A 22,910-nucleotide genomic window follows, 5' to 3' on the forward strand; every position below is an offset into this window, starting at 1 on the left:
TCGTTGTGCCATCAGAGACAGAGAAGTTGATGGGCTGCTCGCCCTCTTCATCAGACACAATCGTCCAGGTGCCATCCCCATTATCAGTGATGGATACATCCGGGTCTGTGCTGGAAACATCCGTGATAGAAAGCGTATCGCCATCCACGTCACTTGCTGCCGCCAGAAGGTCCGCTGCTGTCAGGGTATATTCCGCATATTCTGTGCCGTCTGCCAGATCGATAGAGTCAATCACAGGGGCGTCATTTTCAGGCGTCACCGTCAGGTTCACGGTGGCAATCTGGGTTTCCCCATCGTTATCGGTGACCGTATAGGTAAAGCTGTCCGTGCCGTTATAATCATCAGCNAGGTTCACGGTGGCAATCTGGGTTTCCCCATCGTTATCGGTGACCGTATAGGTAAAGCTGTCCGTGCCGTTATAATCATCAGTTGGTGTATAGGTCACCGTGCCATCGTCATTCAGGACCGCAACACCGTTTGTGGGTTGCGTAATGCCTGTGACCGTGCCGCCATCAACGATGGTGTCATTGTCAATCACATTGATGGTTTTGCTGCTGTCTTCGGCCAGCGTGGCACTGTCATCGGCCAATGTATTGTCGATATCATTAATGTCGATATTGACCGTTGCATTGGTGATTTCGCCGTCTTCATCTGTCACGGAATAAGTGAAAGAGGCATCCGTCCCATCATAGCCCGCATCCGGCGTGAAGGTAATAGTGCCTGCATTAAAGTCGATAGAGACTTCCCCATGTTCTGTTTCAGTCACACCTGTGATGGTGCCGCCATCAACGATGTTGTCATTAGCGAGCAGGTCAGAAATATTAAAGGTGACGGATTTATCCTGATCGGTTTCACCAGAATCATCAACAGGGGCGTTATCCACGTCTGCAAAATCAATGACTGCGGTCTGGCTGACCGTTGCGCCCTGATTGTCTGTCACTGTGAAAGTGATGCTTTCTTCACCTTCTTCAGAGGAAACGATTTCCCAGGAACGTTCCGCATCACCCGGTTGAGTGACTTCATTAATGGTCAGGTTGGAACCACCTGTAATGCCTGTAACTTCGAGGTCAGCACCAACATCCACGTCAGAAGCGTTCGCCAGCAAATCACTTTCAGAAATGGTGTAAGTCGCATATTCAGTGCCATCCGCCAGATCAACGCTATCAACCACAGGGGCATCATTGACGGAATCAATGGTCAGATTGACGGTTGCAATCTGGGTTTCGCCATCATTATCGGTGACTGTGTAAGTAAACGTATCAGCGCCATGGTAATCATCAGCTGGCGTATAGGTCACCGTGCCATCCGCATTCAGGACCGCAACACCGTTTGTCGGTTGGGTAATGCCTGTGACCGTGCCGCCATCAACGATGGTGTCATTATCGATCACATCAATAGTGCGTGAACTATCTTCAGAAAGCGTCACATTGTCATCGATGAGGGTATTATCAATATCATTGACATCAATATTGACCTTCGCGGTTGAGGTTTCCCCATCTTCGTCTGTCACCGTGTAGGTGAAAGACGCCTCATCCCCATCATAGCCAGGTGTCGGGGTGAAGGTTACCGTGCCTGCATCCAGATCAATCGAGACGTTGCCGTTTTCTGTATCCGCGATGCCCGTGATGGTGCCGCCGTCGATCATATTATCGTTGGCAAGCAAATCCGCAATATTGAGCGTTACAGAACTGTCCTGATCCACCGTTGCGGTGTCATCAACAGGTGCGTTATCTACATCGGCAAAATCAATGGTGGAGGTTGCTGTCGTCGTCAGCGTACCATCAGAAACAGAGAAATTGATCGATTGTTCGCCTTCTTCAGAAGACACGATCGTCCAGGTGCCATTCCCGTTATCAGTAATGGTAACGTCCGGATCGCTTGAGCTGACATCCGTGATAGAAAGTGTATCGCCATCAACGTCGCTTGCTGCGGCAAGAAGATCAGCCGCTGTTAATGTATATTCACTATATTCCGTACCATCGCTCAGATTCAGGCTGCTGACTTCAGGGGCATCATTGACGCCTTCAACCGTCAAAGAGACCTTGGCCGTATCACTTGCCCCATTGCCATCAGAAATGGTGTAATTAAAATCGGTTTCACCGTTCCAATCTTCGCTTGGCGTGAAGACAAAGACGCCATTGCCCAGGTCAACGACCGTGCCCTTTTCCGGCTGATCAAAGCTGGTGATGGTCAGGGTGTCGCCATCAATATCAGTATCATTACTGAGCAATTGATCTTTGGTAAAGATGATCTGCTGGTCTTCTGTGCCGGAGAAAGCATCATCCACTGCAACAGGTGCACCATTTTCATCTACATGAACAGTTACGGTCGCTGTAGAGGTTTCACCATCATCATCAGTGACGGTATATTCAAATTCGAAATTACCTTCTTCGCGAATGGCTGGATCATAGGTGATGGTGCCATCTTCGTTAAGCGTCAGGGTTGCAACGGTTTCATAAGTATTGTTGCCGTCGCCATCCAGCACAGGCGCACCTGTGGCGTCAAACACCTGACGCGTGAGATTGATTGTATCACCTGCTGAAACATCCTGACCTTCAATCTGGGTAATTTCATTGGCATCTTTGAAGGCATCAACAATGGTGGTAGAGCCATTATCAGGCGCAACCGATACGGAGATAGCGTCATCGCCGTGCAGTGAAGACAGATCAATGGCGACGGAATTGTCGTTGCGATCAGAAATGGTGATGTTGGTATCAGCAACCGTGACATTGCCATCGGCGTCCACGGTAACATCAATGGTCTGTACCGTTTCATTGCCATCGCTGTCGGTGACGGTATAAGTCAGCGTATCGGTGCCTTCAAAGCCTTCATTTGGGGCATAGACCAACTGGCCATCCAGGGCTTCATTTGCGTAATCGATGTTGTTGTCAATGATCTCATCATTGCTCAGGACATCAATATCGACCGTCTGATTCCACGCAAGCGAGTCGGAGTCATCCTGCAGCGTGTTATCTACGTCGTAGTTATAATCTTTGGACGATGTATCTGTATCACCATCTTTAGTAATGGTCACAGTAACATTGATATCACTATCCTGGTTTTCAAATCCTGTGCGAATCGTCCAAACGCGCAGGCCATTTTCATCGAGCGTGACTTCAATCGGCACACCGTCAGAAATAATCTGACTGGCATCTTCACTGCCATTTGTGCCATCACCCAGATAATTTTCGTGGTTCAGATAGACCGCGTTAATCTCAGCACTGTCAAACGGGCCAATCGCCTTAATGATATCTGCTTCATAAATAACAATTGGCTTGTCAGGCGTCGGACCTTCTTCCGGCTCTGTGATGATTTCTTCGAAGAACTGCTCATCATCACCAATTACAAATTTTTTCTTCTCTACCTTTTTGATGATATCAATCGGTGCTTCAATATCTCTTTCTTTCTCCTTCACTGGAGCAGGAGTCTCAGTAACGTCGGCAAATACGTCGAGGGTTCCTACGGATGGCGTAATGGCATTATCATCATCATCGCCAAGGGCGGGTTCATCGGCCTCCTCTACGGCGCGCTCACGACGCTCAGCTGTATCTTCTTCAACCTCATCTTCCGAATCAAGACGGGCAAGACCATCCTCAACAAGGTCACGCTGTTCTGCGCCGCCGTCTTCGTCATCAGACAGGTTATCAAGCTGACGATCACCACCTTCGTCGTCGGCAACGATATCTTCTTTGTTGATGAAGTTATCGTCTTCGATCGGAACGATCCCGGCCAGCACATCCTGTTCGGTGCTGAAACCCCCACGGTGGACAGAGGCCATGTAGCCCATATCCTCGACCATTTCCTGTTGACCGCCTGCATTTTCCCGGCCCTGCATTTCGCCGCCGAGTTCCTGATCTTCGGCTTCCTGAAGCGAGGTCAGCTCGTCCAGAATTACCGCATCTTCTTCAGAACCGGATTGGATGTTCGGGTTATTACCCTCACCTTCCTGGTCTTCTGGTTTTTTGCCATCATCTTCGGCCATGATATTCTCCACTGTTTCTTCGTCGTGGAGAATGAACCCTCCGAACGACGTATTTGCCTAGCATTTAAAATACGCTCAGAAAGGCAGAGATTCACGTAAGAACAATGATTTAGATACAGCAAAGGCAATCGTTTGAGCTTAAATCAAACGATTGCCAAAAAGGTACGTAAGTTTACCTAATTTACATAGGTGAGACGTGTGCAGCGCATCATCGCGCTTATACTAAAGGTTATGCAAATCCTTGACGGTCAAGCTTGGTGTAATCGCCTGATTATCAATGATAATTTCAATCAAACTCAGGCCATCAAAGGCCTTTGCTTTTGCAAGGGCATCCTTAAACTGGTGATTTTCATCTACACGCAGGCCAAGGCCGCCCATTGCAGTTGCCATTGCCGCAAAATCGGGATTTTGGAGATCGGTACCACTGATTCGGGTTGCGAATCGTTTTTCCTGATGCATGCGAATTGTGCCATACATGGAATTATTGATAACCAGGACAATCAATTTCAACCCGGCTTGAACGGCTGTTGCAATTTCCTGACAGGTCATCATGAAACATCCATCCCCTGCCATGCAGATCACCGGGCGGTCCGGGTCCACAACAGCGGCAGCAATGGCCGCAGGCAGACCATAACCCATCGACCCACAGGTGGGTGCAAGCTGGGTTCCAAACCCACGATAGCCAAAGAAACGATGACCCCAGATGGAATAATTCCCCGCCCCGTTTGTCAGGACCGTATTGTCGGGAAATTCACGTCGTAAATGCGTCACCACATCGCACATCTGCACGTCACCCACATGAGGGATCGGCGTCGAAAAAGTAAGATAATTGGCACGTAAATCAGTACACCAGTCACCGCGTTTTTCAGCCGTATCGGTTGTGAGGTCTGACAAGGCCTGCAGAAAGGATTGCGAGGTCGAAACGATCCCTAAATCTGCCTGATAGACACGTCCGATTTCTTCGCCCTGTGGGTAAATATGGATGAACTTCTGGGCTAATTTCGGCGGCTTTAAAACGCTGTATCCGTTTGTTGTCATCTCCCCCAACCGTGCGCCGACGACCAGCAAAAGATCGCTTTCATCAATAGATTTTGCAAGATTGGGATCAATCCCGATCCCCACATGACCAACATATTTTTCGTGATCATTATTGACATAACTTTGGCATCTGAATGACGCAGCCACCGGGATATTTTCCCGGGCTGCGAAATCTTCCAGAAGCTTTTGGCAATTGGCTGACCAGCCGCCCCCGCCCACGATAATCAAAGGCTTTTCAGCTGCAATCAAAGCGTCTTTCACCGCCTGCATATCATCCGGGTGTGGCGCTGAAACGGAAGGGCGATAGGGCGTGAGCGTGGCAGGTGGCTTCGCCGGACCACTGAGCATATCTTCGGGTAGTGCCAGCACAACAGGACCGGGCCTTCCGGATGTGGCAACCTGATAGGCACGCGCGATATATTCGTCCATCCTGTCCGCGTCATCAATTTGCGCCACCCATTTCGCCATCTGGCCGAACATGCGGCGATAATCAATTTCCTGAAAGGCTTCGCGATCCATCATGTCGCGTGCGACCTGACCGATAAACAGGATCATGGGTGTTGAATCCTGAAAAGCCACATGGACACCCGCACTGGCGTTTGTCGCCCCCGGCCCCCGGGTCACCATACAGATGCCGGGACGACCCGTCAGCTTGCCATAGGCTTCCGCCATCATGGCCGCGCCACCTTCCTGACGGCAGGTGATGAAGTCCAGCTCATCCGCGTCGTAAAGCGCATCAAGAACGCTGAGATAGCTTTCCCCGGGTACACCGAAGATTTTGTCTGCACCATGGAGTTTCAACTGATCCACAAGGACCTGTGCACCTGTTAGTTCTGACATAGCTGATCCATCTGCTCTTGCTTGAAACCGAGAATGACACCCGTGGGCGTAACAAAGACAGGACGTTTCATCAGGGCGGGATTTTCCGCCATCAGATCAATGGCTTTTGCTTCATCCACATCTGCTTTTTGCGCCTCATCCAGTCCGCGCCAGGTGGTACCGCGCTTGTTCAGCAAGGCTTCCCAGCCAAGGTCAGATGCCCAGGCAGCAAGATCATCACGGGTTAATCCGTCTTTTCTGACATCATGGAATTCAAAGGCAATTGATTGAGATTCCAGCCATTTTTTCGCCTTGCGGCAAGTATCGCAATTTTTCAAACCAACGAGCTTAATCATTCTATTCACACTATTTTTTTAACACTATCCGAAAGAATTAGGGTAAAAGATGTTTAAATCAAGGCAGTGATACAGACAAATTTGAAAGCGGTGATTTCATGAAGGCATGGCAGATTAAAGATCAGTTTGGACTTGAACATTTAACCCTGTCCGACATGCCGACGCCCAAGCTGAATTCCGGTGAAATTCTGCTAAAAATGGAAGCAGCTTCCCTGAACTACCGTGACATGGTCACGGTTGCAGGGGGCTACGGAAAATCAGTCAAGACACCCCTGATCCCTTGTTCCGATGGTGTGGGTGTTGTGGCGGAATGCGGGCCGGACACCAATTTGTTTCAGGTCGGGGATCGCATTTGCCCCAGTTTCTTCCCAAAATGGAAAGATGGCCCGGCGCGCCCCGGGCGCCTGCCCGATGCACTGGGAGGAGCCTATAGTGGTACTCTCTGTGAATATATGGCCGTTTCTGAAACGGCCTGCGTGAAAGCACCTGATCACCTAAGCCCGGTTGAAGCGGCCAGCCTGCCCTGCGCCGCACTGACGGCCTGGAGTGCGCTGTTCGAGCTAAGTTCGCTTACATCCAGTGACTGCCTTGTCATTCAGGGGACGGGAGGTGTCGCGCTTTTCGCCCTGCAACTGGCCAAGGCTGCAGGTGCACAGGTGCTGATCACTTCTTCCAGTGATAACAAGCTGGAAAAGGCCAAGGCCCTTGGGGCTGATTATTGTGTAAACTATCTGGATACGCCGGAATGGGACCGGGAAGTCAAAAAGATATGGGCACATGGGGCCGATCACATCATTGAACTGGGCGGGGCACAAACGCTGGAACAATCTATTCGCGCAACGCGCATCGGTGGACATATCAGTCTGATCGGTGTTCTAAGCGGGGCAAATACCAAAGAAATCCCGCTGCCTATGATCCTGATGCGCAACATTTGCATTCAGGGGGTCACGGTTGGATCACGCAGTGGGTTTGAACGCATGAACAGTTTTATTTCCAAACACCAGATTACGCCTGTCATTGATCGCACCTTTGATTTTGACGACGCCGTTGATGCCTTTCGATACCTGGAACAGGGCCAGCACTTCGGCAAAGTCTGTGTGGCGTTTTAAAGATGGAACTGCAAGAACTCAGAGATCTGGCGTTTGGATATTTCCAAAAGGGAAATTTCATCACCGCCATTTCCATGCAGGAAAAGATCTGTAAAGAAAAGGACCCGACCTACAACGACCTGAAAACCCTTGCCCTGTTTGTCATCACGGCCGGGGATTACAAAAAAGGTTTGCGTGTTTTTAACCGCCTGAACAAGGCCTTCCCAGATCATAATGACGCAGAGATCGTGGAAACCATTGGCCTGTGTCATATGCGTCTCGGGAATTATGATGCTGCCGTTGCGCCTTTTGAGAAAGCGGCGGAACTTAATCCGACAAAAGCCAATACCCATGACGGATTGTCCGAACTTTATAATCTGATTGGCCAACAGGAGTTAAGCATCAAACATGGTGAAGAAAGCCTTCGTCTCAAAGACTTGGAAAATAGGGACGAGCCTTTACTGGATTTAGTTCAAGTGCCTGTCCCTTCCTTTAACTCCAATGATCCGACAAAAAACATCATTGCTTTCAGCCTGTGGGGCAAGGCCGAAATTTATACAAAAGGTGCGCTTTTTAACCTGCAATTTGCCCGCAAGATTTACCCGGAATGGACTTGTCGTTTCTATGTGGATGCGTCCGTGCCAAAAGACATTATCGACCATCTTAATCGCAATGGGGCGCAAGTCATAATGATGGAAAAACCCAGCCATCCTTATACAGGATTATTCTGGCGTTTCATGGTCTGCAACGATGAAACTGTGGATCGATATCTGATCCGTGACGCTGATTCCATCCCATCTCCCCGTGAACGTGCGGCGGTGGATGACTGGATAAAAAGCGAGAAACATTTTCATGCCATGCGCGATTACGCCACCCATACCGAACTGATCCTTGCGGGCATGTGGGGTGGTGTGCGCGGCGCTTTGCCGCCACTGACCGAGATGTTCAAGAAATTCATCACGCAGTCCAAACCCAACAAAACGGTGGATCAGCAGTTTCTACGCGCAAAAATCTGGCCAACCTTAAAGACCAGCTGCATCATTCATGACAGCCGCCACAGATTGGAAAACACAGTCGACTTCCCGGTCGGATCCGAACTGCCCAAAGACAAACATGTCGGGCAACGTTTTGATGCCTACCTCAGACCACCGTCAGAGAAATAACGGCTCGCAGCCTTCTGTTTCATAGGCGGCTTTGACATGGACATCGTCTTCCAGAACGCACAGCAAGGCGTAAAGATGCGCCATGGATTTCAGCTTTTCTTCCTGTCCCATCTGCACAAACCAGCGCGATAGCATCAACAGATAATCTTCCACAATCGTCTTGTTTGCCCCGGATAAAAACGGACGACCATCACTTAAGGCATCATCAATGCGGCTCATGAACGTTGTGACCCGCTCAATCGCCACATCACGCACTTCCAAAGCACCATCCGGCGTTTTGGAAAAACGTTCTTTGTAGAAATAAAGCATCATATCGGCCTGAATGGAATTGGTCATAAAAACCAGCCATTTATAGGCATTGGCGCGTTTTGCACTACCCAGCGGCGGCATCAGGCCACTGTCTGGGTCACTGTCAGCCAGATGCATGCAGATGGCAACAGATTCAAACAAAACCAGATTGCCATCAATCAGCGTCGGCACCCGACGGTTGGGATTGAGCTTTTGATATTCCTCATTCTGCAGGCTGCCATCTTTCTTGTTCAGCTCAATCAACTCGCGCGCTGCGCCTAGTCGGTTCAGCACAATATGTGGTGCAAGAGAAGCGGTATCGGGAAGGTAGAAGAGTTTGAACATTTAAATCTAGCCGTCATTCCTGCGCAGGCAGGAATCTTGTTAATTCAGACAAAGAGATTCCTGCCTGCGCAGGAATGACGTTGTTTCAGTTACCCGCGACCGCGATAGCCCGGTACATCCTGATCCGGAACCCAGACGCCTTTTGGTGCTTCACCCGTCTGCCAGAAGACATCAATGGGAATACCGCCACGTGGGTACCAATACCCCCCGATGCGCAGCCACTTTGGCTTCAAAAGGTCAACCAGACGCTTGGCAATCCCGACGGTGCAGGCTTCATGAAAATCGCCATGATTTCTGAAAGATGTCAAAAAGACTTTCAGCGATTTACTTTCCACCAGCAAATCTTCTGGCACATAATCAATCACGATATGGGCAAAGTCAGGCTGGCCTGTCACCGGACATAACGAGGTAAATTCCGGACAGACAAAACGCACAAGATAATCTGTGCCCGGATGCGGGTTCTTGACCGCTTCCAATTCAGCTTTATCGGGATGATCCGGTGTTTCAGTTGCCCCGCCCAGTTGGTTCAGGTCTGCATAAATGGTTTGATCGCTCATGTTATAAAGCCTCTATATCGCCTTGTTCGCGTTGGGCGTGGAAATCCACGACAAATTTATCAAAGGTGCCTTCTTCGATTGCCTTGCGCATGCCTGCCATCAATTCCTGATAGTAATGCAGGTTATGCCAGGTCAGCAGCATCAGGCCCAAAATCTCTTTCGATTTGGTCAGGTGATAGAGATAGGCGCGGGAATAATTTTTACAACACGGACAGCTGCAATTTTCATCGAGCGGTCTTGGATCATCCTTATGTCGCGCATTGCGCAGGTTCACAGACCCGCGACGCGTCCAGGCCTCGGCTGTACGTCCAGATCGTGAAGGCAGAACACAGTCAAACATATCAACACCGCGCGCCACGGCCCCAACCAGATCATCCGGCTTGCCCACACCCATCAGGTAACGTGGTTTATCCGTTGGCATCACCGGGGTGGTATAATCCAGTGTCTGAAACATCAATTCCTGACCTTCACCCACAGCCAAACCACCAATGGCGTAACCTTCAAAGCCAATATCCACCAGCTTTTCAACCGATTCTTTACGCAGGTCTTCTTCAGTCCCGCCCTGAACGATACCGAACTGGCCATAGCCGGGGCGTTCCACAAAGGCATCACGCGAACGTTTAGCCCAACGCATGGAAAGCTGCATGGCTTCATTCACACGTTCCTTGGTGGCAGGCAAGGCCGGACATTCATCGAAACACATGGTGATATCCGCATCCAACATACGCTGAATATCGGTAGAGCTTTCCGGCGTCAGATCGTAATAGGCCCCATCAATGTGGGAACGAAACCGCACGCCTTCTTCGGTGATCTTTCGAAGTTGCGCGAGACTCATGACCTGAAAGCCGCCACTGTCTGTCAGGATCGGCTTGTCCCAGTTCATGAACTTGTGCAGCCCCCCCAGACGTTCAATGCGTTCTGCCCCCGGGCGCAGCATCAAATGATAGGTGTTACCCAGCAAAATTTCCGCACCTGTTTCAGCGACAGATTCCGGCATCATGGCTTTTACGGTCGCCGCTGTGCCCACGGGCATAAAGGCAGGCGTGTTAATCGCGCCATGGGCCGTATGCACACGCCCGCGTCGCGCAGCACCATCGGTGCCGAGAAGATCAAATTTAAATGTATCAGTCATAGAGGCGTTTTATACGTTTTGACTGTTCACCACAACCGAATTACGCTTACCTTTTGCCATATAAAGCGCTTTGTCTGCCATAGAATAAAACTGTTCCTCGCTTAAACGTTGATCAGCATTCATAACGTAGGCTCCAATAGAGATCGTCAAGTGGTCACTAACGTCACTGTCCTCATGCATAATATGTAAACCGGCAACCGCTTCACGTATCCCATTCAAAAAATCATTTGAATCACTCACACTTAATCCTGAAAGAATAACAGCGAATTCTTCACCACCAATTCGAAAAGCATAATCATTGGGTCTTTTCAAGCACGAAAGAAACTGTTCAGCCACCTGGGACAGAGCATTATCGCCTTGAGGGTGCCCGTAAAGATCATTGTATTTTTTAAAGTAATCAATATCCATGATTGCCAAGGTGATCGGTAGATCATTTCGTTTTGCCAAACGCATCTCTCTTGGCAAAATTTCTTCATAACGACGGCGATTATAAAGATGTGTTAATTTGTCAGTTAAAGACAACTTCTTGCTGGTCACATCAACCAGAATATTATTAAAACCAATCAATTCATATTTTTCATCAAAAATCGGAACGATAGATGAACTTGCCCAATGAACATCCCCATCCGGACCAATTCTTTTAATCTCGCCTTTCCATTCCTTACCTGTTTGAATAATCCGGCTAATGGTTTCACAGGTTTCTTCCATTTCATCAGAATTATCGAAGAAACCGCTTTGATGCCCAATCAAATCTTCTTTCTGCTTCCCTAAAAAACGACATAAGGCATTGCTGACATCCAGAATGTTGGCACCCTTATCCAGATGGGCAATCATAATATGCTGATCGACCAGATGCTGGCGCTGCATCCGTTCTTTATTTGCACGCAAAAGATTATTGGTGACGTAAAAAGCAATACCGATTGAAATAACACCCGCCGCAACTGACAAGACAATCAACAAAACACTGACCTGCTTTGTCCCTTGCGCAGCATTTTGAGAAAATAATTCAGCTTTCCCTTTGGCAAAGGCCACCAAACCTTCAACTTCTTCATTCAAATACTGAACGTATTTTGCCCCTTTCTCCTTGGTAATATCAGCTGCTTCCAGATTTTTCCCTTGTCGAACAAGTCGAATAACTTCGTCGCGGATCGGCTTCCAATCAATAAATGCTTTATACACCCTGTTAATCTGATCTTTTTCTCCCAGGAACTGGTCAAAGATCACATTAAACTGGGATAAGGCAACCTGTTCATGTTGCGCGACACCTTCAATTGCTTTTACAAATTCCGCTTCATTCTGGGCCAGAACAACATCTTTCATGTAACGATGCATTGCAACCATTTCAGTATTAATGGTTTGCGCAGCATTTGATACGGCAAACGGATGCTTATATAAATCATTGGCATTTTTACCAATGATCTTAATCTGATGCACAGATGTAAAACCTAGCGCAATCAACATAAGGATTACGAGGCTAAAGCCTATAATAATGTTTCTCGTGATGCTCATTGTTTTTTGGCATTTTTTCTAAGTACTGACGTACAAATTAACCTAAAAAAACAATATTGTTAATGCAACATTACTCACACCTACTTAAGAGAGAACCATCTCCGTAGGAATAAAACCTATAGCCGTTTTCAATCGCATATTCATATGCTTTTTTCATCTTTTCAAAGCCTGCAAAGGCCGAAACGAGCATAAACAGCGTAGAACGCGGTAAGTGGAAATTGGTGGTCAGCATGTCAACGATTCGAAACTGATAACCCGGCGTGATGAAGATCGATGTATCGCCTTCAAACGCATCCAGCACGCCGTTTTCACGCCCTGCGCTTTCCAGCAGACGCAAGGATGTGGTCCCGACCGCAACAACCCGATTACCGTTTTCATGAGTTTCATTGACCAGATCTGCCGTGGCCTGATCAATCACACCAAATTCCGCATGCATTTTATGATCCGCCACATTATCGACCTTGACCGGAAGGAATGTACCCGCACCCACATGAAGCGTCACATAGGCAAACCTGACACCTTTGGCTTTCAGTTTTTCCAGCAGTTCCGGTGTGAAGTGCAATCCCGCAGTCGGTGCTGCAACCGCACCTTCTTTTTCAGCAAAAACGGTTTGATAATCAGATTTATCACGTTCATCTGCCAGACCTTCGCGCTTAATGTAAGGCGGCAATGGCATACCCCCATGAGCTTCCAGCGCGTTCATCAAGTCGCCACCCGCCTTGTTAAAGCGCAAAGTGACCTCACCGCCATCTTTTCCCAGCACAACGGCAGAAAAATCATCTTCGAAATTAATCACATCATCGAGACGGAGCTTTTTGGCCCCTTTAACGAATGCCACCCAGGTGCCTTCACCTTCATGTTTATGGAGAGTAACTTCCACACCGGCTTCACCGCGCTTGCCTTTCAGGCGCGCCGGGATCACACGGGTGTTGTTAAAGACCATCAGGTCACCTTCGTTCAGCATATCCGGCAAGTCCGCAAAGATATGGTCGCTAAAGTCTTCATCAATACGCAGCAGTTTGGACGCATCGCGCGGGCTGACCGGGCGCTGTGCGATCAATTCCTTGGGCAGGTGGAAGTCGAAGTCATCGACTTTCATGGCTTTTCTCTTTCATGTGGATTGTGCTACAGATAGCGAATGTTAACAAACCTCGGCTATCAGGGCGCGCACCCTAACCGATCTTTAACAGGAATTCAATGGACCTGCTGTTCGTCATATCCAGCGCAGACGCTGCCCGTATCGCCGCCCCACTGGGTGAAGCCTGCGTGCGTGCAGACGTGGACTGGGGCTGCTTCTTTACAGGGGATGGCGTAAAAACGCTTGAAGATGAAGCATTTGCCGATCTGGTTGCCGCCAGCTGCGACGAAGCTGTGGTCTGCGCCGAAGCCTGGAAAGATCGAACGGAAGGCCTGGAATGCCCGGTTGATCTGGGCAGCCAGTTTCACCACAGCGGTCTTGTTGCCAAGGCAGAACGGGTGATCAGCTTATGAGCAAGCATATCCTGGTCTTGGCCCGGCGTGATGTCTATGAAGCCATTCGAGTGGCCGCGGGCCTGACCATTCGCAACAACACGGTTGATTTCGTCTTTATGAAAGAACCGCCCCTAACACCCGAAGGCAAAGTGCAGAACTTTGAAATGCTGGAACTGACGGAGATCAGACCACAAAGCCTGATCGACGGCATACCCGATACAACGCCATGTGAAGACCTAAGCGCCTTGATTTCCAACGCTGACAGAGTGGTGAGTTTCTGATGAGTAAATTGACGTTAGACACCGGGCTTTATACAGATGCGGAGATCATCATCAAGGCAGCCGATGCCCCTGTGATTGACCTGAAAAAAGAATTATCAGATGAGGAATGGGATCAGGTTCTGGATGACATTCTGGATGCGGATCTGATCATCACCGCTTAATCGCGGATCACCAGACGTTCCACAATCTCACCATTTGCCAAATGCTTGTCGAGAATTTCCATGGCATCTTCAAGCGTCGGTACGCTGTACCAGGTGCCTTCCGGATAAACGATCATGGCCGGACCGATGCTGCATTGGCCCAGACAGCCTGATTTCGTCACTGCCACTTCGTCACGCAGACCACGATCACGCATGGCTTGTTTTAACTGACTGCCGATATCCCACGACCCACGCTTCCCGCAGGACGGTTTGGTTTCGTCATCACGTTCATGTCCACACCAGAAAAGGTGGCAGCGATAGGTCTTGGGCATCAAACATTCCTTACATAAAAAATCAGCATGCCTTCATAGCCTAACCCACTCGACAAGCCAAGATGCTTTCGTGTAAGTAAGGCTTTATGAAAAAGCCGTTTGTGATCGACATCCCCTATCAGGACCCGGCAGCGCTGTTTGCACCTTTCGCACGGGACCCTTTTGCACTGTTACTGGATTCAACCTCTGTTGGACGCTACAGCTATATCTGCCTTGATCCGGTCGAAACTTTCACCAACGCAGAAAATATCTTCGATCAGTTAAAAGATAGATTGTCACAGACCCGCGTCAATAGAGCTGACGACCTGCCACCGTTTCAGGGCGGGCTTGTCGGCTATTTCGGCTATGAACTTCTCCATCAATTAGAAGACGTTCCGGCAAAAGCGAATGACGATATCAGTATTCCAGATGTGGCCTTTGGCTTTTATGATGTGATCGCGGCCTTTGATCATGAACAGGAAAAGGCCTGGATTATTTCGATTGGAAGTCAGGCCCGTGCGGAAGAACTTTTGGAAAAGTTGAACACTGCTGTAGCCCCATCGTCCTTCGCGCCAGCAAAACTGAACTGGACATCCGATTTCACACAAGACGAATATCAGGCTTCTGTTCAAAAAGTAATCGACTATATCCATGCAGGCGACATTTTTCAGGCCAACCTGACACAGCGGTTTCAGGCAGACCTACCTGATGGATTCAACCACTTCGGACTATATCAAAATTTGCGTGCATCAAACCCTGCACCCTTTTCTGCCTTTCTGAATTTTGCTGATTTCACCATTGCCTCCAGCTCCCCGGAACGGTTTATCCAGTTAAAGGATGGTCATGTGGAAACCTGCCCGATTAAAGGTACACGGCCACGATCAGATGACCCAAAGCTCGATCAATCCAACGCCCATGAATTGCGCAACAGCGAAAAAGACCGTGCAGAAAACACCATGATCGTGGATTTACTCAGAAACGACATTTCCAAGGTGTGCAAACCTCATTCGGTGGATGTGCCGGAATTGTGCGAGGTTCATTCCTTCGCCACTGTCCATCATCTGATCTCCACAGTGACAGGGCAATTGAAAGACGAATATGACGGGCTTGATCTGTTAAAAGCATCCTTCCCCGGCGGGTCCATCACCGGGGCACCAAAGGTGCGCGCGATGGAGATTATATCGGAACTGGAACCTGTCAGACGTAACGTTTATTGCGGGGCCATTGGTTATATTGGTTGCGATGGCACCATGGATACCAATATCGTTATTCGCACTTTAATCTTCAAAGACAATAAAGCCTGCGTGCAGGTCGGTGGTGGCATTGTGGCTGACAGCCAGCCCGAAGCCGAATATCAGGAAACTTTGGATAAGGCACGTGCCTTGTTCAAAGCGTTTGAGGTGGTGGCAAAATGATCCTCCTCATCGATAATTACGACAGCTTCGTCTATAACCTCGCACGCTATCTGGAAGAATTGCATAACGACACGCAAGTCATCCGCAATGACGCGGTTGATCTGGACCAGATCGCAGATATGACACCGGATGCCATTGTGCTCTCCCCCGGTCCCTGTGGCCCCGATGAAGCAGGTATCAGCCTTGATCTGGTCAAACGGTTTGCAGGTGACATCCCCATTCTGGGCGTGTGTCTGGGTCATCAGGTCATTGCGCAAAGCTTTGGCGGCACAGTGCGAGCCAGTAAAATCCCCATGCATGGTAAATCTTCGTTGATCCAACATAATGGTTCGCCCCTGTTTGAAGGATTGCCCAACCCATTACAGGTCGCGCGCTATCATTCCCTCAGTGTGGATATTTCAGATGATCTGATGATTGATGCCACCAGCCCGGATGGAGAGATCATGGCAATTTCCCACAAAAGCCTGCCTGTCTGGGGCGTGCAGTTTCACCCTGAATCTATCCTAACCCACCATGGTCATGATATCCTCAATAACTTTTTGAAACTGGCAGGCATTCCGTCATGATCGCATGGTTTAACGGTGAACTTCTCCCCCTTGATGGCGTTGCCATCCCCGCAACTGATCGTGGTTTCCTGCTGGGCGACGGTTTCTTTGAAACCATGGCGGTGAATTCGGGCAAAATCGTGCGCTTCGATGATCATATGAAACGTCTGAGCGATACGGCCGACAAACTGTCGCTTCCCCTGCCCTATAGTGTGGAAGAAATCCAAAGCGGCATTCATGACGTTCTGGTGGGAAATCAGTTGCTGAAAACACGTGCTGCCATCCGTCTGACCGTAACACGCGGCAGTGGCCCACGCGGGCTATTACCGCCGCTGGAACTTAAACCGCAAATGCTGATCACGGCAGGCGAAGCGCCTGATCATTATCCCGCAGCAAGCGTCAAAACGGTTTCTGTTCGCCGCAATGAACAAAGCCCGACAGCTGGCATCAAAAGCCTGTGCTATATGGACAATATCTTCGCCTTTGAAGAAGCGCACAAAGCGGGTGCGGACGAAGCTTTAATGCTCAATACAGCCGGACATATCGCAGAAGGGACAATCACAAATATCTTTTTCGTAAAAGGTGATCAGCTGCTGACCCCGAAAGTATCAGACGGGGCCTTACCCGGCACGGCGCGCAGTGCGGTTATAAAAACAGCCGCTGAGATCGGAATGGTCGTTTCGGAAGAAAGCCTGACACCTGACATCATTACTGATTGTAATGAAGCTTTCCTGACCAACAGCCTGTGCCGTGTGCGTGTCATCCATAAACTAGATGGCCGTCAGATACCGGCGCAAGCCTGGGCGGATAAGATTTTGGATGCATTGAAGGCGGGTGAGAGCACCTAAAACACCTCTTCATCAATCCCCGATAAACACAATCCAGGCTTCAACCGCCTGAAAGAAAATATTGCGATCAATCGACTGGCTTTCCTCGCTGTTTAACTCTGAAATCACCACGGCCTTTTCTTCGAATGTTGCACAATAGCCATTGCCGATGCGCTCCCCATGTTTGCGCTCCAGAAACTGCAAAAGCTCAATGCCAGCTTCCTTGTCATCCTGAACATCACTTTCCAGATAGCCAGCAAGGATAGCCAGGTCGCCTTCGGCTTCGGCGCGTGGGTCGTTATTTTCGTCACGATAGAGTTTCATTAGTTGTCTTTCTTATAAATAGGATAAGCCGTGTTGATGGCACCGTCCGGGCACGTTGGTGTGCCGCCCTTTGGACAAAGCCACCCTTCGATTTGAAAACCAGCGCCACTTTTGCCGCGCCATTTACCGCGTTTGTTGGGTTTGGAATTGGCAAAGGCTTTCAGAATCAGATTCTGGATTTCATAATTGGCAAGTTTATCAGGAAAAAAGGAGGAAAAAGCTTTGCGTTTCCAGCGACCTTCCGCTGCATCATAGATTTCCACTTCCCCGGTATAAATGCCGATCTGGTTCGGGCCCGAGATCACCCGATAAAGCTGTGCATTTTCCGGGTCCCGCCCCTGTGGGCGGACATGAAATCCAACGGGTTTTCCGCGCGAGTTAATCTCACCATCAAATACATGGCTCAGATTGATCGGTGGAGTTGTTTTTGACCATTCAGATGCACTCACATTAAAGGTACACAAACAAATCAGAAAAGCAACTTGCCAGAATAACTTAGACATGGTTATGTTCCTTATCGAAAAAGATAACTCTATAAGGTTCCCTCATGGATATCATCCGTATCATCATTGCGATCTTCATTCCCCCCCTTGCAGCTTTTCTGACCGTTGGCCTAGGCCTTCAGTTCTGGCTGAACCTGATTCTGACCCTGTGTTTCTTTGTTCCTGGCATGATCCACGCCCTTTGGCTGGTCGTCAAAAACAACCGATAGAACAAAAAGAAGCGGCCCCGGATACTTCCAGCGGCCGCTTTTTTATTTCAAAAAGAATGGCACAAAGCAATCCACAATTGCCTGTGGATTTTCTTCCATGGGGAAATGACCGCTTTTGCCTGGCAAGACATGACCTTCCACATTGTCAGCCCATTCTTGCCAGAGCCCCAATGGATCAACCGTTTGCGCCGGAAAGCTGTTTTCCGCCCAGGTGAAACACAACGGCACTTTGATCTTGTCCCCGTTGGCCCGGCTTTCTTCATCCAGTTCCCGATCAATCGTTGCGCCTGCGCGGTAATCCTGACACATGCCATGCACATGGTCCGGGTTCAAGAACTGCTGTTTATAGCTTTCCATCGCTTCCGGTGAAAATGCATCCAGCGTACCGTCGCCTACCCAGGATTTTAACGTCCATTCCAGATAGGCAACAGGATCACCACCAATCATATTTTCCGGCAGTGGATGAGGTTGAGCCAAAAAGGTCCAGTGATAAGCTTTCAGCGCCATCTTGGCATTAAACCGATCCCACATATCACTTGTCGGGACCACTTCGACAATACCGACCTTTTTGACATGATCGGGGTGATCCAGTGTCATGCGATAAGCCACGCGCGCCCCGCGATCATGACCCAGTACCATGAAAGTCTGATGACCCAGTTCAGCCATCAGCGCAATCATGTCCCGGCCCATTTCCCGCTTGGAATAGGCCAAATGACCATCATCGGTTTTCGGCACACTGCTATCGCCATAGCCACGCAGGTCTGGGGCAACGCAACTGAAGCTTTTGGCAAATTCAGGGGCAACTTTTGACCAGGTCATATGGGTTTGCGGATAACCATGTAAAAGCAAAAGGGGTTCGCCCTGTCCAGCAGTGTGGACACTCAGGCGAACCCCGTTCACGTCATGGAATTTCTGTTGAAATCCTGTAATCATAAACCACTCATCAACTGACTTTAGGCTCGTCAATCTTATGCTGACGACACGCCGCTGTCACTGTATTGGCGAGCAAACACGCAATGGTCATCGGGCCGACACCACCCGGTACAGGCGTGATGGCACCCGCAATTTCGGATACACCTTCAAAATCAACATCACCGACCAGTTTGGTTTTGCCATCTTCTTTTTCAATGCGATTGATGCCTACATCAATGACAACCGCACCCGGCTTGATCCACTCTTTCTTGATCATCTGCGGACGACCTACAGCGGCAACCAGAATGTCAGCGCGGCGACATTCATCTTCAATATCTTTTGTGCGTGAATGAACAGTCGTCACGGTGCAGCTTTCATTCAGAAGCAGAGCCCCCATGGGCTTGCCCACGATGTTGGAACGCCCCACCACAACGGCGCGCTTGCCAGACAGACCATCTTCGAAATGATCCTGCAGCATCATCAGACAACCAAGCGGCGTACAAGGCACCATTGCGTCTTTTGAACCCGTTGCCAGCAGGCCTGTGTTGATCACATGGAAGCCATCAACGTCTTTTTCAGGGGCGATGGCAGCAATGACTTTGTCTTCGCTGATGTGGCCCGGCAATGGCAGTTGAACCAGGATACCGTTGACTTCCGGGTTTTCGTTCAGGCTTTGCACCAGTGTCAGAAGTTCCTGTTCAGAAATGTCCGGGTCGCGACGATATTCCAGGGATTTCATACCGCATTCTTCGGTCTGCTTGACCTTGTTGCGCACGTAAACCTGACTGGCGGGGTCTTCACCAACCAAAACCACAGCCAGACCCGGCGTGATGTTTTCATAATCTTTTAAAGACTGAACCTGTTTGGCAACACGCGCGCGTACTTTTGCGGAAAACTCTTTCCCATCAATGATCTTGGCTTCAGACATCGTTCTGCTTCATCCATTCTGTTAGGCGTTGCTGCAAAGCTTGTGGTTCAGCTTTTAGCAACAGGGTTTTATGTCGGTTTAATTGCCCGGCAATAATCTCGATATCGGACTTGGCCAACTTCCACTCTTTACACAAAAGCTTGATCAAAGCGGCATTGGCTTTCCCTTTTTCAGGGACCGTCGTTACGCTGGCTTTTAAAACGGGTTGGTCATCTTCGTCAATCATCACCCCGTTAAGCGCTGTTTTCTTGGCTTTCGGCGTGAGCCGCACATAAAGTTTCAGCCCGTTTTCACATAAAGTAAAAGGGAATCGCATCCTTAAAGCATGGTCATCATCATGCGATGAATAACATTCTGGATGAAGAAGACTGCCAACAGCAGGATAATTGGCGACAGATCAATCCCGCCCAGATTAGGCATGAAGGAACGGATGCGCGACAAAAGCGGTTCAGTCAGTTTGGAGACCACGTCCCAGACGATACGCACAAACTGGTTGGAGTAATTGATCACCTGGAAGTGGAACAACCAGCTCATCACCACTGCAACAACAACGATGATTTCATAAATATTCAGGATGGCTAACAAAACCTGAAACAAAGGTACAATGACTATGTCCATCTAAGGGGCCTTCGCATGCAAATAAAACTGTTGATAGGAACCTATACCGCAGATCACCTCTGCGCAAGGGTTCAAGGACAGATTTACCTGACTATTTAAACAGTTCGCGGGTCACAACACCGACAAATTTGGTAAAGTTTTCCGAACCTGCCACCACGTCGGTATGTACCCAACCGGAAATATCACGATAGACATCATCCCCAACACAGAAGACGATCGAGAAGGTCGGCTTATCCTGCGCAACCGATTGGGGGAGCTCCCCTTTGCACAAGCGATTGTTGTTAAAGTTCTTGGGTGGGGCAATCAGCCAATAGACGCGATAATCGGGTGAATGGGCTTCTTCCATATTTGGCGTTGCTTTAAACGGGCGGGTCTGCATGCCCTTTTCCATGCCGCGCAGGATAACGTCGGTAACATCCATTTCGTCAAAGCCGGGATAAGTGCCGCGCACATCGACGAAAAGGGGACCGCGTGATGTGGCGGAAAAGAAATAATCCTTCACACTGTCGCGCGCGGAATAATTCACGTTGCTGCCATAAGGAGCATTTTCCCCACAAGCCGCAACACTGAGAATAGACGCGATACCAGCCAGAAGTTTTTTCATGTTTTTACCCTTTTTGACCAAGAATTCTTTTCTGCGGGCAAATAGTATAGACTATCCTTTCGAATAAGTGACTCAATTTATTATTGTTTTTTTACAAGTGAAAAAACTAGTAGCCTTTGCCCGAGTCGCACGTTAGAATCCTTATAGTTCGAGACTGTATTAGGAGATGCACCATGCACCTTCTCAGGTTGCACGGCACAGCAAATGCTGAAACGGCTCCGCCCATAACGCGGATGAGTTTCGCACCTCCCCTGTCTCTGACTATCCGTTTCATTCAAGATATCTTTTTCGATGCGTCAACGCCTCCACTGTCCTTGTGGGGGCTTTTTTATTGGTGCATCGACACTCAAGGAGAGACCAATGGGTAAACGCGCACGAAAATCCGCAAAAGTTGATGCAGACGTCCGAGCTTTGTTTTTTGACGAGCACCAACGTGAAGAGGAAATGGCAAAGAAAGCCTGGGACCCGATCAACGGGCACGGCTCAAAAAAAGATCATGAACCTCACCGCGACCAGAAATACGTGAAAAACGTTCGCCCCAGAAGCGACAATCAAGCCCAGCTGATGCAAGCCATTGATGAACGACATATGGTCGTTGCCCTTGGCCCTGCAGGGACTGGCAAAACATACCTCGCCGTTGCCAAAGCGGTGGAAGCTCTTGATAGTGGAAAAATCGAACGTATCGTCCTTTCTCGCCCAGCCGTCGAAGCTGGCGAAAGCATCGGCTATCTGCCCGGCGATATGGAAGAAAAACTCGCCCCGTACCTGCGCCCGCTTTATGACGCACTGACCGACCGCTTAGGCAATCGCCGCCTCAAACAACTCATGAGCAATGGGACCATTGAACTGGCCCCCGTTGGTTATATGCGCGGTCGCACCCTCAACAATGCCTTCGTTGTAATTGATGAAGCGCAGAACTGTACCTACACCCAGATCAAAATGCTCATCACCCGTCTGGGTTGGAATTCCACCATGGTCTTGACGGGTGATCCGGACCAAAGCGACCTTCTACCCGGCATTTCCGGTTTGAAAGACATCGCTGAAAAACTGGAAACCCTGGAAGACGTCGCCACCATTCGCTTAAAAGACCGTGATATCGTACGCCATCCCCTGGTTGCCAGCATCCTGACAGTCGTCTAACCTCTCTCCTTCTTGAATGCGTGAGAGCCCTCGTTCTTTATGAACCGGGGCTCTTGTTCATTTTGGGGGATGGACTACCTGATAAAGAGTTATTTTTATACAGGAAGCCCACATGCCCTATATCAATGTCCAGATCACCAAAGGTGCCACCCGCGATCAGAAACGCACCATCGTTGAAGAAATGACAGCCACACTAGTCAACACGTTAGGTAAAAGCCCCGAACATATTCATATCGTGCTTCAAGAGATTAAAGAAGAAGACTGGGGCTACGCCGGGATGCTGACCGATGAATGGAAGAAATCACAGAAAAGCTAGGTCCTGTTGACAAAGTGGATTTACAAATTGCGTAGAATGTGATTCAAGACTTCTTTTTATGAGGAGAAGTCTATGCGTAATTTGATG

The 22,910-nt window shown here is 49.2% G+C and carries 27 protein-coding genes; 11 read left to right on the forward strand and 16 right to left on the reverse strand.

From position 1 onward, the window contains the following. The 3 genes from RYZ26_RS18710 to RYZ26_RS18720 form a co-directional block, all read right to left on the reverse strand. Window positions 1–3,982: tandem-95 repeat protein (locus RYZ26_RS18710; RefSeq protein WP_317684776.1), on the reverse strand; the 3,982-nt coding region annotated here is incomplete at its 3' end. 222 nt (window positions 3,983–4,204) lie between these two features. Further along, a complete protein-coding gene (locus RYZ26_RS18715; RefSeq protein ID WP_317684777.1) occupies window positions 4,205–5,860 on the reverse strand; it encodes a thiamine pyrophosphate-binding protein in 1,656 nt (551 codons plus the stop codon). Next, window positions 5,848–6,195 (reverse strand): ArsC family reductase, encoded by a 348-nt coding sequence (locus tag RYZ26_RS18720; RefSeq protein WP_317684778.1) that lies wholly within the window; start codon window positions 6,193–6,195, stop codon window positions 5,848–5,850. The genes RYZ26_RS18715 and RYZ26_RS18720 overlap by 13 nt, the downstream gene beginning before the upstream one ends. 98 nt (window positions 6,196–6,293) lie before the next feature. Between RYZ26_RS18720 and RYZ26_RS18725 the strand changes: the two genes are divergently transcribed. Both RYZ26_RS18725 and RYZ26_RS18730 read left to right on the forward strand, forming a co-directional pair. After that, the gene (locus RYZ26_RS18725) at window positions 6,294–7,304 is read left to right on the forward strand and encodes a zinc-dependent alcohol dehydrogenase family protein (protein WP_317684779.1); all 1,011 of its coding nucleotides are present in this window, start codon (window positions 6,294–6,296) and stop codon (window positions 7,302–7,304) included. A gap of 2 nt (window positions 7,305–7,306) precedes the next feature. Next, window positions 7,307–8,446 carry a tetratricopeptide repeat protein gene (locus RYZ26_RS18730; protein ID WP_317684780.1) on the forward strand — a complete coding sequence of 380 codons (1,140 nt, stop codon included), beginning with the start codon at window positions 7,307–7,309 and terminating at the stop codon, window positions 8,444–8,446. On the opposite strand, the gene RYZ26_RS18735 is transcribed toward RYZ26_RS18730, so the two are convergent. The 5 genes from RYZ26_RS18735 to queA all read right to left on the reverse strand — a co-directional run bounded on the left by RYZ26_RS18735 (window position 8,435) and on the right by queA (window position 13,376). After that, complete coding sequence (locus RYZ26_RS18735; RefSeq protein WP_317684781.1) at window positions 8,435–9,079, reverse strand: glutathione S-transferase family protein; 645 nt, start codon at window positions 9,077–9,079, stop codon at window positions 8,435–8,437. The two genes, RYZ26_RS18730 and RYZ26_RS18735, sit on opposite strands and share 12 nt — an antisense overlap. Window positions 9,080–9,168: 89 nt before the next feature. Next, window positions 9,169–9,636, reverse strand: a complete 468-nt coding sequence (gene queF / locus RYZ26_RS18740) for a preQ(1) synthase (protein WP_317684782.1) — start codon at window positions 9,634–9,636, stop codon at window positions 9,169–9,171. A gap of 1 nt (window position 9,637) precedes the next feature. Continuing rightward, window positions 9,638–10,768, reverse strand: a complete 1,131-nt coding sequence (gene tgt / locus RYZ26_RS18745) for a tRNA guanosine(34) transglycosylase Tgt (protein WP_317684783.1) — start codon at window positions 10,766–10,768, stop codon at window positions 9,638–9,640. Window positions 10,769–10,777: 9 nt separating this feature from the next. After that, window positions 10,778–12,277 (reverse strand): diguanylate cyclase, encoded by a 1,500-nt coding sequence (locus tag RYZ26_RS18750; RefSeq protein ID WP_317684784.1) that lies wholly within the window; start codon window positions 12,275–12,277, stop codon window positions 10,778–10,780. A gap of 70 nt (window positions 12,278–12,347) precedes the next feature. Further along, complete coding sequence (queA, locus tag RYZ26_RS18755; RefSeq protein WP_317684785.1) at window positions 12,348–13,376, reverse strand: tRNA preQ1(34) S-adenosylmethionine ribosyltransferase-isomerase QueA; 1,029 nt, start codon at window positions 13,374–13,376, stop codon at window positions 12,348–12,350. A gap of 98 nt (window positions 13,377–13,474) precedes the next feature. On the opposite strand from queA, the gene RYZ26_RS18760 reads away from it, so the two are divergent. From RYZ26_RS18760 to RYZ26_RS18770, 3 genes are read left to right on the forward strand one after another with little or no spacing between them, the layout of a single operon-like run. Then, window positions 13,475–13,768 (forward strand): hypothetical protein, encoded by a 294-nt coding sequence (locus RYZ26_RS18760; RefSeq protein WP_317684786.1) that lies wholly within the window; start codon window positions 13,475–13,477, stop codon window positions 13,766–13,768. Continuing rightward, the gene (locus RYZ26_RS18765) at window positions 13,765–14,031 is read left to right on the forward strand and encodes a hypothetical protein (RefSeq protein ID WP_317684787.1); all 267 of its coding nucleotides are present in this window, start codon (window positions 13,765–13,767) and stop codon (window positions 14,029–14,031) included. Before RYZ26_RS18760 ends, RYZ26_RS18765 begins: the two co-directional genes overlap by 4 nt. Then, entirely contained in the window at window positions 14,031–14,192 is a 162-nt protein-coding gene (locus tag RYZ26_RS18770) for a hypothetical protein (RefSeq protein WP_317684788.1), read from the forward strand. Before RYZ26_RS18765 ends, RYZ26_RS18770 begins: the two co-directional genes overlap by 1 nt. Here RYZ26_RS18770 and RYZ26_RS18775 read toward each other — a convergent pair. After that, the gene (locus RYZ26_RS18775) at window positions 14,189–14,503 is read right to left on the reverse strand and encodes a (2Fe-2S) ferredoxin domain-containing protein (RefSeq protein ID WP_317684789.1); all 315 of its coding nucleotides are present in this window, start codon (window positions 14,501–14,503) and stop codon (window positions 14,189–14,191) included. The genes RYZ26_RS18770 and RYZ26_RS18775 overlap by 4 nt on opposite strands. 86 nt (window positions 14,504–14,589) lie before the next feature. Between RYZ26_RS18775 and pabB the strand changes: the two genes are divergently transcribed. The 3 genes from pabB to RYZ26_RS18790 are packed head-to-tail and all read left to right on the forward strand — an operon-like array spanning window position 14,590 to window position 17,290. After that, a complete protein-coding gene (gene pabB / locus RYZ26_RS18780; protein WP_317684790.1) occupies window positions 14,590–15,897 on the forward strand; it encodes an aminodeoxychorismate synthase component I in 1,308 nt (435 codons plus the stop codon). Further along, window positions 15,894–16,463: an anthranilate synthase component II gene (locus tag RYZ26_RS18785; RefSeq protein WP_317684791.1), complete on the forward strand. Its 570-nt coding sequence runs from the start codon at window positions 15,894–15,896 to the stop codon at window positions 16,461–16,463. Before pabB ends, RYZ26_RS18785 begins: the two co-directional genes overlap by 4 nt. After that, a complete protein-coding gene (locus RYZ26_RS18790; protein WP_317684792.1) occupies window positions 16,460–17,290 on the forward strand; it encodes an aminotransferase class IV in 831 nt (276 codons plus the stop codon). The genes RYZ26_RS18785 and RYZ26_RS18790 overlap by 4 nt, the downstream gene beginning before the upstream one ends. 12 nt (window positions 17,291–17,302) lie before the next feature. Here RYZ26_RS18790 and RYZ26_RS18795 read toward each other — a convergent pair whose 3' ends face one another. Together RYZ26_RS18795 and RYZ26_RS18800 are read right to left on the reverse strand one after the other, a co-directional pair. After that, window positions 17,303–17,593 carry a hypothetical protein gene (locus RYZ26_RS18795; protein ID WP_317684793.1) on the reverse strand — a complete coding sequence of 97 codons (291 nt, stop codon included), beginning with the start codon at window positions 17,591–17,593 and terminating at the stop codon, window positions 17,303–17,305. Beyond that, window positions 17,593–18,096, reverse strand: coding sequence for an EndoU domain-containing protein (locus RYZ26_RS18800; RefSeq protein ID WP_317684794.1), 504 nt, complete (start codon window positions 18,094–18,096; stop codon window positions 17,593–17,595). Before RYZ26_RS18800 ends, RYZ26_RS18795 begins: the two co-directional genes overlap by 1 nt. A gap of 44 nt (window positions 18,097–18,140) precedes the next feature. Between RYZ26_RS18800 and RYZ26_RS18805 the strand changes: the two genes are divergently transcribed. Further along, window positions 18,141–18,305 carry a YqaE/Pmp3 family membrane protein gene (locus RYZ26_RS18805; protein ID WP_317684795.1) on the forward strand — a complete coding sequence of 55 codons (165 nt, stop codon included), beginning with the start codon at window positions 18,141–18,143 and terminating at the stop codon, window positions 18,303–18,305. Between the two features lie 42 nt (window positions 18,306–18,347). On the opposite strand, the gene RYZ26_RS18810 is transcribed toward RYZ26_RS18805, so the two are convergent. The 5 genes from RYZ26_RS18810 to RYZ26_RS18830 all read right to left on the reverse strand — a co-directional run bounded on the left by RYZ26_RS18810 (window position 18,348) and on the right by RYZ26_RS18830 (window position 21,367). Continuing rightward, window positions 18,348–19,238 carry an alpha/beta fold hydrolase gene (locus RYZ26_RS18810; RefSeq protein WP_317684796.1) on the reverse strand — a complete coding sequence of 297 codons (891 nt, stop codon included), beginning with the start codon at window positions 19,236–19,238 and terminating at the stop codon, window positions 18,348–18,350. Between the two features lie 10 nt (window positions 19,239–19,248). Next, on the reverse strand, window positions 19,249–20,145 hold the full coding sequence (folD, locus tag RYZ26_RS18815; protein ID WP_317684797.1) for a bifunctional methylenetetrahydrofolate dehydrogenase/methenyltetrahydrofolate cyclohydrolase FolD: 897 nt from the start codon (window positions 20,143–20,145) through the stop codon (window positions 19,249–19,251). Continuing rightward, the gene (locus tag RYZ26_RS18820; RefSeq protein WP_317684798.1) at window positions 20,138–20,461 is read right to left on the reverse strand and encodes a DUF167 domain-containing protein; all 324 of its coding nucleotides are present in this window, start codon (window positions 20,459–20,461) and stop codon (window positions 20,138–20,140) included. The genes folD and RYZ26_RS18820 overlap by 8 nt, the downstream gene beginning before the upstream one ends. 2 nt (window positions 20,462–20,463) lie before the next feature. Beyond that, window positions 20,464–20,763 carry a YggT family protein gene (locus RYZ26_RS18825; RefSeq protein WP_317684799.1) on the reverse strand — a complete coding sequence of 100 codons (300 nt, stop codon included), beginning with the start codon at window positions 20,761–20,763 and terminating at the stop codon, window positions 20,464–20,466. Between the two features lie 91 nt (window positions 20,764–20,854). After that, a complete protein-coding gene (locus RYZ26_RS18830) occupies window positions 20,855–21,367 on the reverse strand; it encodes a hypothetical protein (protein ID WP_317684800.1) in 513 nt (170 codons plus the stop codon). Window positions 21,368–21,727: 360 nt separating this feature from the next. Between RYZ26_RS18830 and RYZ26_RS18835 the strand changes: the two genes are divergently transcribed. Beyond that, window positions 21,728–22,507: a PhoH family protein gene (locus RYZ26_RS18835; protein WP_317684801.1), complete on the forward strand. Its 780-nt coding sequence runs from the start codon at window positions 21,728–21,730 to the stop codon at window positions 22,505–22,507. A gap of 112 nt (window positions 22,508–22,619) precedes the next feature. Continuing rightward, window positions 22,620–22,823 carry a tautomerase family protein gene (locus RYZ26_RS18840; protein WP_317684802.1) on the forward strand — a complete coding sequence of 68 codons (204 nt, stop codon included), beginning with the start codon at window positions 22,620–22,622 and terminating at the stop codon, window positions 22,821–22,823. The last annotated feature ends 87 nt before the right edge of the window (window positions 22,824–22,910 follow it).

This window comes from Terasakiella sediminum, from assembly GCF_033100395.1.
GTDB lineage: Bacteria > Pseudomonadota > Alphaproteobacteria > Rhodospirillales > Terasakiellaceae > Terasakiella.